This window comes from Burkholderia crassaminum (assembly GCF_964265005.1).
Lineage (GTDB): Bacteria > Pseudomonadota > Gammaproteobacteria > Burkholderiales > Burkholderiaceae > Burkholderia.
Genome location: NZ_OZ183799.1, coordinates 655,808 through 669,719 on the forward strand (window position 1 = coordinate 655,808; position 13,912 = coordinate 669,719).

Genomic DNA, 13,912 nt, shown 5'->3' on the forward strand with positions numbered 1-13,912 from the left:
CGGGCCGATGTCCCGGTCGCGCGAGTCGCAGCCGGGTTCCGGAACGGAAGGCAGGAGACAGGAGACAACGATGGATCGCATTTCCCCGCCGCCCGCGCGGCACGATGCAGGGTCCGGTGCGCCGGGCGAGACCGTCGAGCGCCGCGGCGTCGACACGAAGCAGCTCAACCGAGCGGCATGGACCTGCTCGCTCGGCAGCGCGCTCGAATACTACGATTTCGCGTTGTACACGCTCGCTTCGGCGCTGGTCTTCGGGCCACTGTTCTTTCCCGCGCAGACCGCCGAGATGCGGATGATCGCGAGCTTCGGCACCTACTTCGTCGGCTTCGCGGTGCGCCCGCTCGGCGGCGTCGTGTTCGGCGTGCTCGGCGACCGGATCGGCCGCAAGTTCGTGCTGACGGCGACGGTGCTGCTGATGGGCGTCGCGAGCACGCTGATCGGCGTGCTGCCGACCTTCGAAACCGCAGGCTACTGGGCCCCGGCGCTGCTGATCCTGCTGCGCATCCTGCAGGGCCTCGGCGCCGGCGCGGAGCAGGCCGGCGCCGCGGTGCTGATGACCGAATACGCGCCGCCGGGCAAGCGCGGCTTCTATGCGTCGCTGCCGTTTCTCGGCATCCAGCTCGGCACGGTGCTCGCGGCCGCCGTCTATTTCCTGCTGCTCGCGAACCTCGACCGCGTGACTGACGGCTGGGGCTGGCGCGTGCCGTTCCTGTTCAGCGCGGTGATCGTCGCGGTCGGGATCTACATGCGCGTGCGGTTGCACGAGTCGCCGACCTTCGTGCGGCTCGAGAAGCGCGCGCAGGTGCTGGCGAATCCGCTGAAGAGCGCCGTGCAGCATTCGAAGCGCTCGTTGCTGATCGGCATCGGCCTGCGGATGGCCGAGAACGGCGGCTCGTCGATCTACCAGGCGCTCGCCGTCAGCTATCTCGCGGGCGTGATCGGGATGAAGGGGCCGATCGGCGCGCTCGCGCTGGTGTGCGCGGCGACCGTCGGCGCGTGTACGGTGCCGCTGGCGGGCCGGCTCAGCGACCGTTTCGGACGCGTGCGCGTGTACCGCACGTTCGCGTGGCTGCAACTCGCGCTCGCGTTCCCGGTGTGGTGGATCTTCAGCCAGGGGAACGTGGTCGCGAGCGTGATCGCGATCTCGGTCGCGCAGGGCTTCGCGAACTGGGGGATGCTCGGCGCGCAGGCCGCGCTGCTGCCCGAACTGTTCGGCGCGCGCCATCGCTACATGGGTGTGTCGTTCTCGCGCGAAGTGTCGGCCGTGCTCGCGGGCGGGATTGCGCCGCTCGTCGGCGCAACGATCATCGCGACCGTGATCGCGCTGCACGGCGGCGACCACACGGCCGGCGTGCGCGCGTGGGTGCCGATCGCCGCGTACCTGGTGCTGCTGACGCTGATCACGCTGTTCACGACGTCGCGGATGCCCGAAACGCTGAACCGCGATCTCGACGATCCGCTCGACGCCGCACAGGCCGCACCGGCGCCGGACGCCGATGCGCTCGCGCGGCACGCATGAGCGAGCCGGGCGGCCGATGCGGCCCGGCATGCTTTCGTATTCCACTTATCTCGACAGGAGCAAGCGCAGATGGCGCACGAATCGACCCAGCGGCCCGAACTGCTGATGATGGGCCCTTACCAGCCGTGGGACGACGCATGGCTGTCGGCAGGCTATGACGTCCACCGGCTGTGGGAGGCCGCCGACCGCGCGGCGTTCCTCGCCGAACACGGCGACGGCGTGCGCGCGATCGCGACACGCGGCGATCTCGGCGCGAACGCCGAACTGATCGCCGCGCTGCCGAAGCTCGAGATCATCGCGTGCTACGGCGTCGGTACCGATGCGATCGATCTCGCCGCCGCGCGCGAGCGCGGCATCCGCGTGACGAACACGCCCGACGTGCTGACCGGCGACGTGGCCGACCTCGGCGTCGGGCTCGCGCTCGCGATGATGCGCCGCATCGGCGCCGGCGACGCGTACGTGCGCTCCGGCGCCTGGCGCGACGGCGACATGCCGCTCGTCACCCGGCTCTATGGCAAGCGTGTCGGCGTGGTCGGCTTCGGCCGGATCGGCTCGACGCTCGCGCGCCGGCTGTCCGGCTTCGACGTCGAGCTCGGCTATTTCGACGTCGCGCCGCGCGCGGACAGCCCGCACCGCTTCTTCGGCGACCTCGCCGAGCTGGCCGGCTGGTGCGACCTGCTGATCGTCACGCTCGCGGGCGGGCCGGCGACGCGTCACCTCGTCGGCGCCGCCGTGCTCGACGCACTCGGGCCGCAAGGCTATCTGGTGAACGTGTCGCGCGGCACGACCGTCGACGAACCGGCGCTGCTCGACGCGCTCGAGCGCGGTGCGATCGCCGGCGCGGCACTCGACGTGTTCTGGAACGAGCCGCATATCGATCCGCGTTTCCTCGCGTTGCCGAACGTGCTGCTGCAGCCACACCATGCGAGCGGCACGATCGAGACGCGCCAGGCGATGGGCTGGCTGGTGCGCGACAACCTTGCCGCGCACTTCGCCGGCACGCCGCTGGTCACGCCGGTCGTCTGAGGAGGCTGTCATGCGTATGCGTTGCATGTGTGTCGTGATCCACGGGCCGAACGACCTGCGGGTGGAAGAGCAGGACGCGGGCGAGATCGGCCCGGGCCAGGTGCGCGTCGATGTCGCGATGGGCGGCATCTGCGGCTCCGATCTTCATTACTTCCGGCACGGCGGCTTTGGTGCGATCCGGCTGCAGCAGCCGATGGTGCTCGGCCACGAGGTCGCTGGCACGGTCGCGGAAGTCGCGCCGGACGTGACGTCGGTGAAGGTCGGCGATCGCGTCGCGGTCAATCCGAGCCGGCCGTGCGGTGCGTGCCGCTACTGCCTCGAAGGGCTGCCGAACCAGTGCCTCGACATGCGCTTCTACGGCAGCGCGATGCGCATGCCGCACGTGCAGGGCGCGTTCCGCAACGCGCTCGTGTGCGACGCGGTGCAGTGTGTGAAGGTCGCCGATCACGTACCGCTGTCGCTCGCGGCGCTCGCCGAACCGTTCGCGGTCGGGCTGCATGCGGTGTCGCGCGCGGGCCCGCTGATCGGCAAGCGCGTGCTCGTGTCGGGCTGCGGGCCGATCGGCGTGCTGGCCGTCGCGGCGGCGCGCGTGCACGGCGCCGCGGAGATCGTCGCGACCGACGTCGTCGAGGCGCCGCTGGAAGTGGCGAGCGCGCTCGGCGCCGACCGCACGATCAATGCGGCGGCCGATGCTGGATGGGTCGAGCGTTACAGCGCGGACAAGGGCACGTTCGACGTGATGATCGAGTGTTCGGGCAATGCACGTGCGCTGCGCGACGGGCTGGACGTGATGCGTCCGCGCGGGGTCGTCGTGCAGCTCGGGCTGGGCGGCGACGTCAGCCTGCCGCAGAACGTCGTGGTCGCGAAGGAGTTGTCGATCTGCGGATCGTTCCGCTTTCACGCGGAATTCGCGCTCGCGGTGCAGCTCATCAATGCGGGGCGGGTCGACCTGCGGCCGGCCGTCACGCGCGTGTTTCCGATGCGCGACGCGAACCTCGCGTTCGAACTGGCCGGCGACCGGCAGCGCGCGATGAAGGTGCTGATCGATTTCGCCAGCGAGGCGGCGTAACGGTCACGCGCTGACGCGCGACGGTCTCGACGCCATCAGGAAAAGGGCACGCCCGCGGTTCGCGGAGCGTGCTTTTTTCATGGTGACGAGGAAATGACTGGCAGCATTACTGCGTGAGCTGCCGCACGCCGACGCGCTGCGACGCGAGCCACAACGCGATCAGCACGCCCGCGAGCGCCGCGCCCGCGATGCACACGCCGCGCCAGCCGTCGATGCCGTACGCGACGCTCGCCGCTAACGAGCCGAGGGCGCCGCCGATGAAGTAGCTGGTCAGGTAGATCGTCGTCACGCGGCTGCGCGCGTTGCCGGCCAGCGCATAGATCACGCTCTGGTTCGAGATGTGCATGCCCTGCACGCCGACGTCGAGCAGCAGGATGCCCGCGATCAGCGCCGCGAGCGAGTGTGCGCCGGTCGCGATCAGCGCAAACGACGCGAGTACGGCCGCCGCGAACAGTCCCGTCGCCGCATTGCCGTGTCCGCGATCGACCAGCCGGCCGGCCGACGTCGCCGCGAGCGCGCCCACCGCGCCGACGATTCCGAACAGGCCGATCTGCCCCTCGGAATAGCTGTACGGCGGCTGGCTCAGCAGGAACGTGAGGCCCGTCCACAGCAGGCTGAAGCATGCGAACACGAGCGCGCCGTAGATGGAGCGCAGCGCGATCAGCGGTTGCGCGCGCACCAGCGCGACGAGCGACTTCATCAGCGCCGCATAGTCGAGGCGCGCGTCGCGGCGATCCTTCGGCAGCTTCACGGCGAGCACGCCGGTCAGCGCCGCCACCATCACCGCGGCGATGCCGTACACCGCACGCCAGCCGAACCCGTCGGCGATCGCACCGGCCGCGACGCGCGCGAGCAGGATGCCGAGCAGCAGCCCGCTCATCACGGTGCCGACCGCGCGGCCGCGCGAGCGCGCGTCGGCGAGCGACGCCGCGAACGGCACCAGCAGCTGCGTCGAACAGGTAACGAAGCCGACCGCGATGTTCGCGATGACGAACATCGTGAAGTTCGTGCTGAACGTGACCGCGACCAGCGCGACGACGTTGAGCATCAGCAGCCGCACGATCAGCGTGTGGCGGTTGACCGCGTCGCCGAGCGGGACGATCAGCAGCAGGCTCGCCGCATAACCGAGCTGCGTCAGCGTGACGAGATAGCCGAGTTCGGTCGGCGCGCGGCCGAAGCTGCGCGCGATCGCGGCGAGCAGCGGCTGCGCGTAATAGATGTTGCCGATGACGATGCCGCACGCGCAGGCGAACAGCAGCGTCATGCCGCGGGTCAGGGGAGGATGGGTGTCGTGATGCGGTTCCATGGTCGCGAAAAACAGCGGCGCCGGCCGGCGGCACGGGGCTGTCGGCTGCGCGGGGTGACGGAAATCGGGGCCGGCGTCAACGGATCGGCGGTGAACCGATGCGCGCCGGGCGGATCGCAGCCGGGCCCGGATCGGGCGGGCGGCGGATCGTCGTGCGGCGGGCGCAGGCAGGGCGGGCCCGGGCGGGCCGTTCCGGTGCGGAGAACAGGTGCGATGCACGGGAACGGATGTGCGTATGATGCGGGAATTGAATCATAGCGTCCAAGACTGGATCGTTATGGTCCTCATTGGTAAAACCAATACGTTGGCCGCCATGCTACTCCGCCACATCCGCTATTTCCTGGCCGTCGCCGAGCAGCGCAGTTTCACGCGTGCGGCCGATGCGCTGCACGTATCGCAGCCGACGCTGTCGCAGCAGATCCGCCAGCTCGAGGACACGCTCGGCGTGCAGTTGTTCGACCGCTCGGGCCGCACGGTGCAGCTCACCGAGTTCGGCGAGGTCTATGCGCGCCATGCGCGCGCCGCGCTGCACGAGCTCGATACGGGGCAGCGCGCGCTGCACGACGTCGCCGGTCTCGGTAGCGGGTCGTTGCGGCTCGCGATGATGCCGACCTTCGCGGCCTACCTGAGCGGCTCGCTGATCGACGCGTTCCATGCCGACCATCCGAACGTCGCGCTGACGATCGACGCGATGCCGCAGGAGCGCATCGAGGCGCTGCTCGCCGACGACCGGCTCGACGCGGGCTTCGCGTTCATGCCGCCGCGCGCGCCGGACATCGACGCACTGCCGCTGTGGGACGAGCCGCTCGCGCTCGTGACGGGCCGCACGCACCGTCTCGCGCGGCGCCGACGCGCGCTGACGCCGGCCGAGCTCGGCGGCGAGCCGCTGGTGCTGCTGAGCCGCGCGTTCGCGACGCGCGAGAGCATCGACCGGTATTTCATCGAGCACGACGCGCAGCCGAAGATCGCGATCGAGACGAATACGGTCAGCGCGGTGCTGGAGCTCGTGCGGTGCGGCCGGCTCGCGACGGTGCTGCCCGACGCGGTCGCGCGCGAGAGTGCCGACCTGTGCGCGCTGGAGATCGATCCGCCGCTGCCCGCGCGCACGGCGGCGCTGCTGACACGCAAGGGCGCGTACCGCAGCGTCGCGGCGCGTGCGTTCATCGAGCGCGCGCTCGCGTATCGCGATCCGTCGGGAGGTTGACCGGTACGACCGGGCGGCGCGCGCGGCGGGTGGCCGCCCGGGCCGTCAGGTGCGCGGTGTCGGGAAGAAGATGCCCGCGCGCTGCGCGGCGTTCGCGATGTGCGTTTCGATCGCGGTGCCGGCGGCAGCTGCATCGCGCGCGATCAGCGCGTCGACGATCGCGCGGTGCTCATGCCACGTCGACAGCAGCAGCTCGCGCCGGTAGAACGGCATGCGCTGGCTTTCCTTCATGATGTCGGCGCTGCTGCGCAGGATCGATTCGATCGCCGCGTTGCCGGCGAGATGGATGATCCGCATGTGGAAGTCGAAGTCGAGCTGCGATGCCTCGTCGAGCGCGCTTTCGGTGAGCGCGACGTGCAGGTGGGCGAGGTTGTCCTCGAACCACGCGATGTCGTCGTCGGTGACGACGTGCGCGGCCATCCGCGCGGCGAACCCTTCGAGCGCATAGCGCATCTGGTACGTGTCGGGCGGTGACGACTGCTCGGCGAACCGCCACGCGTGCGCAGCCGTGGCCTGCGCGCTTTCGACGTACACGCCCTTGCCGGCGCGGATGCGCAGCATCCCGAGCGCCTCGAGCGTCGACAGCGCCTCGCGCAGCGACGCGCGGCTGATCTCCAGCTCCTCGGAGAGCTGGCGCTGGGCCGGCAGCAGGCTGCCGACCGGATACACGCCTGCCTCGATCCGTTCGCGGATCGTCGCGATGGCGGCGTCGGTCACGGTATGCGGAACGTTTTTCATGATGTGAACTTTGGCCGGTCTGACCGGCATTGTAATCCGCACGCAGGCGGTGCATGGCCGGCCTACGGGAAAGCCACGATCTGCCCCTGTCCGGTGCATCGAAACCGGGCGGGCAGGGGCGGGAAATCCCTATTTCGTCCGTCCTTGACGCCACTATATCGGCTTCCTACTATCCACCATAACATCACTGGTCTTACCAGTATGAACAGACGAAACTGCAACCGTTGGATCGGGAGAGCGCCGTGTCGAAATTCCTCAATTCGCTGTTTGGCCGGGTAGTCGTCGCATTGATCCTGGGGATCGCGCTAGGCGCGTTCTTCCCGCATTTCGCCGAGTCGTTGCGACCGCTCGGAGACGGCTTCCTGAAGCTCATCAAGATGGTGATCGGGCCGATCGTGTTCTGCGTCGTGGTCAGCGGGATGGCGAACGCGGGCGACCTGAAGAAGGTCGGCCGGGTCGGCCTGAAGGCCGTCGTCTACTTCGAGATCATGACCACACTCGCGCTCGGCATCGGCCTCGTGCTCGCGTGGCTCACGCGCCCGGGCGTCGGGATGAACATCGACCTGCGCTCGCTCGATGCGTCGTCGCTCGCGTCGTACGCGAAGAACGCCGAAAGCCTGAAGGACACGGCCGGCTACCTGATGAAGATCATCCCGGAGACCGCGATCGACGCGTTCGCGAAGGGCGACATCCTGCAGATCCTCGTGTTCGCGGTGCTGTTCGGTTCCGCGCTGTCGCTGCTCGGCGACAAGGCGCAGCGCGTCAACTCGCTGATCGAGGAACTGTCGCACGTGTTCTTCCGGATCATCGGTTTCATCATCAAGCTCGCACCGCTCGGCGTGCTCGGCGCGATCGCGTTCACGACCGGCAAGTACGGCGTCGCGTCGCTCAAGCAGCTCGGCTATCTGGTCGCGGTGTTCTACCTGAGCTGCTTCGTGTTCGTCACGGTCGTGCTCGGCACGGTGATGCGGCTCGCGGGCTTCTCGGTATTCAAGCTGATCCGCTACCTGCGCGAGGAGCTGTCGATCGTGCTCGGCACGGCTTCGTCGGACGCGGTGCTGCCGCAGGTGATGAGCAAGCTCGAATACATGGGCATCAAGGACTCGACGGTCGGCCTCGTGATCCCGACCGGTTATTCGTTCAACCTCGACGGCTTCTCGATCTACCTGACGCTCGCGGTGCTGTTCATCGCGCAGGCCACCAACACGCCGCTGTCGACGCATGACCTGATCGTCGTGCTGCTCGTATCGCTCGTCACGTCGAAGGGCGCGCACGGGATCCCGGGCTCGGCGATCGTGATCCTCGCGGCGACGCTGTCGGCGATCCCCGCGATTCCGGTGCTCGGCCTCGTGCTGATCCTGCCGGTCGACTGGTTCGTCGGGATCGCCCGCGCGCTGACCAACCTGATCGGCAACTGCGTTGCGACGGTGGTCGTCGCGGTATGGGAGAACGACATCGACCGGGCCCGCGCGAAGCGCGTGCTGAACCGCGAGCTTCGCTACGTGCCGGCCGAAGAGGAAGACCGCACGGCGCCGGTCGCCGGCGACCAGGCTCACGCGCTCTGAGCACAACCCCGCGCGCGGCGGCTTTGCCCCAGGAAGCCCCGCGCACTTGGAATCATGTGGCCGGCGCCTCGATGCGCCGGCACTTCATCGAACCTCAGGAGACGACATGGCAGCCCCCATCCTCGATCCGAACGCGCCGGCGTTTACCCGGCGTTACATGAACCTCGCCGACCCGCGCCTCGGGGCGCAAGCGCTCTTCGCCAGCGACGAGTTCTTCGCGCCGAAGGAGCGCATGCTGAATCCCGAGCCGGCCGTGTTCATCCCCGGCAAGTACGACGACCACGGCAAGTGGATGGACGGCTGGGAAACGCGCCGCAAGCGCACGACCGGCCACGACTTCTGCGTGGTGCGGCTCGCGCGGCCGGGCGTGATCCACGGCGTCGACCTCGACACGAGCCATTTCACCGGCAACTTCCCGCCGGCCGCGTCGATCGACGCGTGCGTCGCCGAGGGCGACACGCCGCCCGACAACGCCGAATGGCGCCCGATCGTCCCGGCGGCGACGCTGCAGGGCAATTCGCATCACTACGTGAGCGTCGACGATGCGCAACCCTATACGCACCTGCGCGTGAACCTGTACCCGGACGGCGGCCTCGCGCGGCTGCGTGTGTACGGCCAGCCGCAGCGCGACTGGCGCCAGGTGCCGGCCGGCGAGCTCGTCGATCTCGCGGCGATCGAGAACGGCGGCTACCTGGTGGCCGCGAACAACCAGCATTTCGGCCCGGCATCGCAGATGCTGATGCCGGGGCGCGGCGTGAACATGGGCGACGGCTGGGAAACGCGGCGCCGCCGCGAGCCCGGCAACGACTGGGCGATCGTCGCGCTTGCGCGGCCGGGCATCATCCGGCGCGTCGAGGTCGATACCGCATTCTTCAAGGGCAATTTCCCCGACCGCTGCTCGCTGCAGGCTGCGCGGGTCGCGGGCGGCACCGACGATTCGCTCGTCACGCAGGCGATGTTCTGGGCCGAACTGCTCGGCGAGCAGACGCTGTCGATGGACCACGTCCACACGTTCGACCAGCTTGCCGCGCTCGGCCCCGTCACGCACGTGCGTTTCAACATCTTCCCGGACGGCGGCGTGTCGCGCCTGCGTCTGTGGGGCGAGCCGGCTTGAAGGAGGGCGACAACATGAGCGGATCCCCCATCCTGCGCGTCGAGCGCCTGACCCGCGAAGCGTTCGCGCCGTTCGGCGACGTGATCGCGCTCGAGGGCGCGCGGCATTTCCCGATCAACGGCGGCACGACCGAGCGCTTCCACGATCTCGCGACGATCGACGTGTGCGCGGACGGCGGCCGCCCGCTCGTCAGCGTGTTCCGCGCGCAGCCGCGTGCGCTGCCGGTCGCGGTCACGCTGATGGAGCGCCATCCACACGGCAGTCAGGCGTTCATCCCGCTTGCGGCGGTGTCGCGTTACGCGATCGTCGTCGCGCCGGCCGGTGATTTCCGGCCCGACGCGATGCGCGCGTTCCTCGCGGAAGGCTGGCAGGGCGTGAACTATGCGAAGGGCGTCTGGCACCATCCGCTGCTCGCACTCGATGCGGTCAGTGATTTCGTGATCGTCGATCGCGGTGGCCCGCAGCCGAACTGCGACGAGATCCCGCTCGAGCGGGCATGGGCGCTCGAGTTCGAGCCGGCCTGCGTGGGCGCGGCATGACGAAGGCGGGCAGGCTGGTCGCCCCGGCTGCCTGATGTCACCCGGGGTCACCCGGGGCCGCCCGGGCAGGCAACGCGAAGGGTTTTCGAAAGCCTGGGCGGGCCGGCCCGTGCGGGGGCGGTGCGCCGCCGGTTTCCCCCGGCGGGTGTCTCTTTCGTATCTCGAAAAGAATACGGCCCGGAAGGCGAATCGCCGTCCGGGCCGTCTTGCATGCGCCGCGCGCGGATTGATTTCAGTGCTTGCGGTGCGGGCAGTTCTCGGTCGTGCAGGAACCGTACATCGCGAGCGAGTGCTCCTGGAGCCGGAAGCCGCGCTCCTTCGCGATCGCCTGCTGGCGGCCTTCGATCTCGGCGTCGAAGAATTCCTCGACGCGGCCGCAATCGAGGCACACGAGGTGATCGTGGTGCGAGCCTTCGTTCAGTTCGAACACGGCCTTGCCGGATTCGAAGTTGCTGCGCGACAGCAGGCCGGCCTGCTCGAACTGCGTCAGCACGCGGTAGACGGTGGCAAGCCCGATGTCGAGCTGCTCGTTGAGCAGGTTCCGGTAGACGTCTTCTGCGGTCAGGTGGCGCACCGGGCTTTGCTGGAAGATCTCGAGAATCTTGAGGCGCGGTAGGGTGGCCTTTAGCCCGATATTCTTGAGATCCGTCGGATTGGTCATGGCTAGGCATCCCTAGAGTACAATGCAGGGCTTCAATGTTACCGGCTTTTCGCCGTTCCAGAAACACGCGCGGCCTGCAACGCGGGCCTGCACGGTGAGGGAAATGATTCCAGAATCTCTTTCGCACTTTCAGAGGAGCCGCATGCGGAGTGTCATCATCGCTGCCGCCGCCGTTGCCGCGCTGGCTGGTTGTTCGTCGTACGACAGCGTGACGCAGCGCATCGCGCAGAGCATCACCCCCTACCGGATTACCGTCGTGCAAGGCAACTTCGTGTCGCAGGAGAAGGCCGCGCAGCTGCAGATCGGCATGTCGCGCGAGCAGGTGCGCGCGCTGCTCGGCACGCCGCTGCTGGCGGACATGTTCCACGCCGACCGCTGGGATTACCTCTTCTACTTCAAGCGCGGCTCGACTGCAGTCGTCCAGCAGCGCGATCTCGTCGTGACGTTCTCGGGCGATCGCCTGGCGGGCTGGACGGGGGCGGACAACCTGCCTTCGGAACTCGACCTGCTGGCCGACATCGACGGCGACCGTGGCGGCAAGAAGGCGAAGGCGGCCGCAGCGGCGAAGAAGGCCGCCGAGGCTGCCGCCGCCGCGCAAGCGGCGAGCGCGCCGGAGGCTGTCGCCACCCCGTCCGCCGTGCCGGAGTCCGGCGCGGTGGTCGACCAGGATGCGAACGCGCAGGCTGCCCGCGCGGCGAACCGCGCGACCAACCAGGTGTCGGGGCAGGGTTCGGCCGCACGCCGTTTCACGCCGTCCGCGCAGGCTTCGGGCGGCGCGCCGGTACCGGGCGGCCAGCCGCCGGGCGCCGCGCCGGCGATCCAGCCGCAGTTCCAGTTCCATCGTCCGCCGCCGCCGAACGCGTCGAACGAGGCGTCGCCGCCGGTCGGACCGCAAGGCTCGGACAACCTGCAGAACCAGCCGCTCACCGCGCCGGCGCAGTAAGCTCGGGCGCGGAAACAGGGCGGCATGCGCCGCCCGCCTTTAGACCTGTCGTGTAGAAAGCCATGAAGATTGCGATTGCCGGCGCATCGGGCCGTATGGGCCGGATGCTGATCGAAGCCGTTCTCAACGATTCCGACGCGCAGCTCGTCGGCGCGCTCGACCGTGCCGATTCGCCGTTCCTCGGCCAGGACGCCGGCGCGTTCCTCGGCAAGGAAACCGGGGTCAAGCTGACCGCCGATCTCGACGCCGTGTTCGCGCAGGCCGACTACCTGATCGACTTCACGCGCCCGGAAGGCACGATGGCCCATATCGAGGCCGCGCTGCGCCACGACGTGAAGCTCGTGATCGGCACGACCGGCTTCACCGCCGAGCAGAAGGCGGAGCTGCAGGCCGCGGCGGGCAAGACCGGCATCGTGTTCGCGGCGAACATGAGCGTCGGCGTGAACGTCACGCTGAAGCTGCTCGAATTCGCGGCGAAGCATTTCTCGCACGGCTACGACATCGAGATCATCGAGGCGCATCACCGCCACAAGGTCGACGCGCCTTCGGGCACCGCGCTGATGATGGGCGAAGCCGTCGCCGGTGCGCTCGGGCGCTCGCTCGACGATTGCGCGGTGTACGGCCGCCACGGCGTGACGGGCGAACGCGATCCGTCGTCGATCGGTTTCGCCGCGGTGCGCGGCGGCGACATCGTCGGCGATCACACCGTGCTGTTCGCCGGGATCGGCGAGCGCATCGAGATCACGCACAAGTCGTCGAGCCGCGTGTCGTATGCGCAGGGCGCGCTGCGCGCGGTCCGCTTCCTGTCGGCGCGCGGCGCCGGCCTGTTCGACATGCAGGACGTGCTCGGCCTGCGCTGACACCACGGGGAAACTCCGATGGCGATACCCACCGGCGTTGTCCACTACCTCGAAAGCGGCGATGCGATCACGCATGCCGTCGCTTATGTACTGCTGGCGATGTCCGTCGCCAGCTGGTGCTTCCTCCTCATGAAAGCCTGGCTGCTGGTCCGCGCGAAGCGGCAGGGGCCGCGCGCGCTCGCCGCGTTCTGGCGCGCGCCGTCGCTCGACGCGGGCATTGCCGCGCTCGCCGGCGCCGATCGCGAGCGCGTGTTCGTGCCGCTCGCTGAAGCCGCGCGCGATGCGGCCGACGACCACGACCCGGCCGCACTGGCCGCGCGCGTCGAGCGCAGCGAACGCGTGCTGCGTGCGTTGCGGCACGCGATGCTGCGTTCGCAGCGGCGTCTCGAATTCGGCCAGGTGCTGCTCGCGTCGATCGGCAGCACCGCGCCGTTTGTCGGGCTGCTCGGCACCGTGTGGGGCATCTATCACGCGCTCGGCAGCATCGCCGCGAGCGGGCAGGCGCAGATCGAGAACGTCGCGGGGCCGGTTGGCGAGGCGCTGATCATGACCGCGTTCGGGCTCGTGGTCGCGATTCCCGCGGTGCTGGCCTACAACATCCTCGGGCGGCTCGTGCGGCAGCTCGCCGAGGAGCTCGACGGCTTCGCGCGCGATCTGCACGTGTTCGTGTGCGCGCAGGAAGCCTGACGCGCCCATTCCGGAGGAGCGACCATGGCATTCGGCGGACTCGAGCACCACAAGACGTCCGCGCCGATGGCGGAGATCAACATGACGCCGCTGATCGACGTGATGCTGGTACTGCTCGTCATCTTCATCATCACCGCGCCGCTGATGACGCACGCGATCCGGCTCGACCTGCCGAAGGTCGCGGCCAGCGTCGCGCGCGACACGCCGCAATCCGTCACCTTGTCGATCGACGACGCGGGCAAGCTGTACTGGGACGACGCGCCGGTGGCGCTCGACGCGCTGCCCGCGCGCTTCCGGGCCGCCGCCGCGGGCGGCGCGCCGCCCGAGCTGCGGCTGCGCGCATCGCGCGCCACCCGTTACGACGTGATTGCGCAGGTGATGGGCGCCGCGCAGGCCGCCGGACTCACGCGGATCGGCTTCGTGACCGACGTGCCGCCGCAGGCGGGCGGTTCCGCGGCGGCGCCTGCCGTGCCGGCCAACCGCTGAGCGGATCCGGCGGGCCCGCCCCTGCCACGGGATCGGGCCGCACGCCGCAAGACCGGCCGAATGGGCCGGCGCGGGCGGTATAATCAACGTTTTTCCCGGTTGGCAGGCTTTTTTCAGGTAACCCGGAATTTTCCAGGCTACCCGGGCATGCTGCGGGTTACCCGGAAAATTCCCGGAAACCGTGAACAGGTCCGG

At 69.2% G+C, this 13,912-nt stretch carries 14 protein-coding genes; 11 read left to right on the forward strand and 3 right to left on the reverse strand.

The features are described from left to right. Nucleotides 1–70: 70 nt before the first annotated feature. The 3 genes from ACPTTF_RS03010 to ACPTTF_RS03020 all read left to right on the forward strand — a co-directional run bounded on the left by ACPTTF_RS03010 (nucleotide 71) and on the right by ACPTTF_RS03020 (nucleotide 3,614). Entirely contained in the window at nucleotides 71–1,519 is a 1,449-nt protein-coding gene (locus ACPTTF_RS03010; RefSeq protein WP_423370222.1) for an MFS transporter, read from the forward strand. Nucleotides 1,520–1,588: 69 nt separating this feature from the next. Further along, the gene (locus tag ACPTTF_RS03015) at nucleotides 1,589–2,545 is read left to right on the forward strand and encodes a 2-hydroxyacid dehydrogenase (protein ID WP_423370223.1); all 957 of its coding nucleotides are present in this window, start codon (nucleotides 1,589–1,591) and stop codon (nucleotides 2,543–2,545) included. A gap of 10 nt (nucleotides 2,546–2,555) precedes the next feature. Next, nucleotides 2,556–3,614, forward strand: coding sequence for an L-idonate 5-dehydrogenase (locus ACPTTF_RS03020; protein ID WP_423370224.1), 1,059 nt, complete (start codon nucleotides 2,556–2,558; stop codon nucleotides 3,612–3,614). Between the two features lie 106 nt (nucleotides 3,615–3,720). On the opposite strand, the gene ACPTTF_RS03025 is transcribed toward ACPTTF_RS03020, so the two are convergent. Beyond that, a complete protein-coding gene (locus ACPTTF_RS03025; protein ID WP_423370225.1) occupies nucleotides 3,721–4,920 on the reverse strand; it encodes an MFS transporter in 1,200 nt (399 codons plus the stop codon). Nucleotides 4,921–5,233: 313 nt separating this feature from the next. Between ACPTTF_RS03025 and cynR the strand changes: the two genes are divergently transcribed. Next, entirely contained in the window at nucleotides 5,234–6,124 is an 891-nt protein-coding gene (gene cynR / locus ACPTTF_RS03030) for a transcriptional regulator CynR (protein ID WP_423370226.1), read from the forward strand. A gap of 45 nt (nucleotides 6,125–6,169) precedes the next feature. Here cynR and ACPTTF_RS03035 read toward each other — a convergent pair whose 3' ends face one another. Then, nucleotides 6,170–6,892, reverse strand: a complete 723-nt coding sequence (locus ACPTTF_RS03035) for a FadR/GntR family transcriptional regulator (protein WP_423370227.1) — start codon at nucleotides 6,890–6,892, stop codon at nucleotides 6,170–6,172. Between the two features lie 212 nt (nucleotides 6,893–7,104). Between ACPTTF_RS03035 and ACPTTF_RS03040 the strand changes: the two genes are divergently transcribed. The 3 genes from ACPTTF_RS03040 (at nucleotide 7,105) to ACPTTF_RS03050 (ending at nucleotide 10,080) form a co-directional block, all read left to right on the forward strand. Then, nucleotides 7,105–8,427 (forward strand): C4-dicarboxylate transporter DctA, encoded by a 1,323-nt coding sequence (locus ACPTTF_RS03040; RefSeq protein ID WP_166964835.1) that lies wholly within the window; start codon nucleotides 7,105–7,107, stop codon nucleotides 8,425–8,427. A 106-nt stretch (nucleotides 8,428–8,533) separates the two neighbouring features. After that, the gene (gene alc / locus ACPTTF_RS03045) at nucleotides 8,534–9,541 is read left to right on the forward strand and encodes an allantoicase (protein WP_423370228.1); all 1,008 of its coding nucleotides are present in this window, start codon (nucleotides 8,534–8,536) and stop codon (nucleotides 9,539–9,541) included. Nucleotides 9,542–9,555: 14 nt separating this feature from the next. Further along, nucleotides 9,556–10,080, forward strand: coding sequence for an ureidoglycolate lyase (locus tag ACPTTF_RS03050; RefSeq protein ID WP_423370229.1), 525 nt, complete (start codon nucleotides 9,556–9,558; stop codon nucleotides 10,078–10,080). 232 nt (nucleotides 10,081–10,312) lie between these two features. Here the strand turns inward: ACPTTF_RS03050 and fur are convergent, their stop codons facing one another. Next, complete coding sequence (gene fur / locus ACPTTF_RS03055; protein ID WP_034182711.1) at nucleotides 10,313–10,741, reverse strand: ferric iron uptake transcriptional regulator; 429 nt, start codon at nucleotides 10,739–10,741, stop codon at nucleotides 10,313–10,315. A 142-nt stretch (nucleotides 10,742–10,883) separates the two neighbouring features. On the opposite strand from fur, the gene bamE reads away from it, so the two are divergent. From bamE to ACPTTF_RS03075, 4 genes are all read left to right on the forward strand, one after another. Beyond that, entirely contained in the window at nucleotides 10,884–11,684 is an 801-nt protein-coding gene (gene bamE / locus ACPTTF_RS03060) for an outer membrane protein assembly factor BamE domain-containing protein (protein ID WP_423370230.1), read from the forward strand. 62 nt (nucleotides 11,685–11,746) lie between these two features. Continuing rightward, the gene (gene dapB / locus ACPTTF_RS03065) at nucleotides 11,747–12,544 is read left to right on the forward strand and encodes a 4-hydroxy-tetrahydrodipicolinate reductase (protein ID WP_166964831.1); all 798 of its coding nucleotides are present in this window, start codon (nucleotides 11,747–11,749) and stop codon (nucleotides 12,542–12,544) included. An 18-nt stretch (nucleotides 12,545–12,562) separates the two neighbouring features. Then, a complete protein-coding gene (locus ACPTTF_RS03070; protein ID WP_059528793.1) occupies nucleotides 12,563–13,231 on the forward strand; it encodes a MotA/TolQ/ExbB proton channel family protein in 669 nt (222 codons plus the stop codon). 24 nt (nucleotides 13,232–13,255) lie between these two features. Beyond that, nucleotides 13,256–13,717, forward strand: a complete 462-nt coding sequence (locus ACPTTF_RS03075; protein WP_059706681.1) for an ExbD/TolR family protein — start codon at nucleotides 13,256–13,258, stop codon at nucleotides 13,715–13,717. Nucleotides 13,718–13,912: the final 195 nt, after the last annotated feature.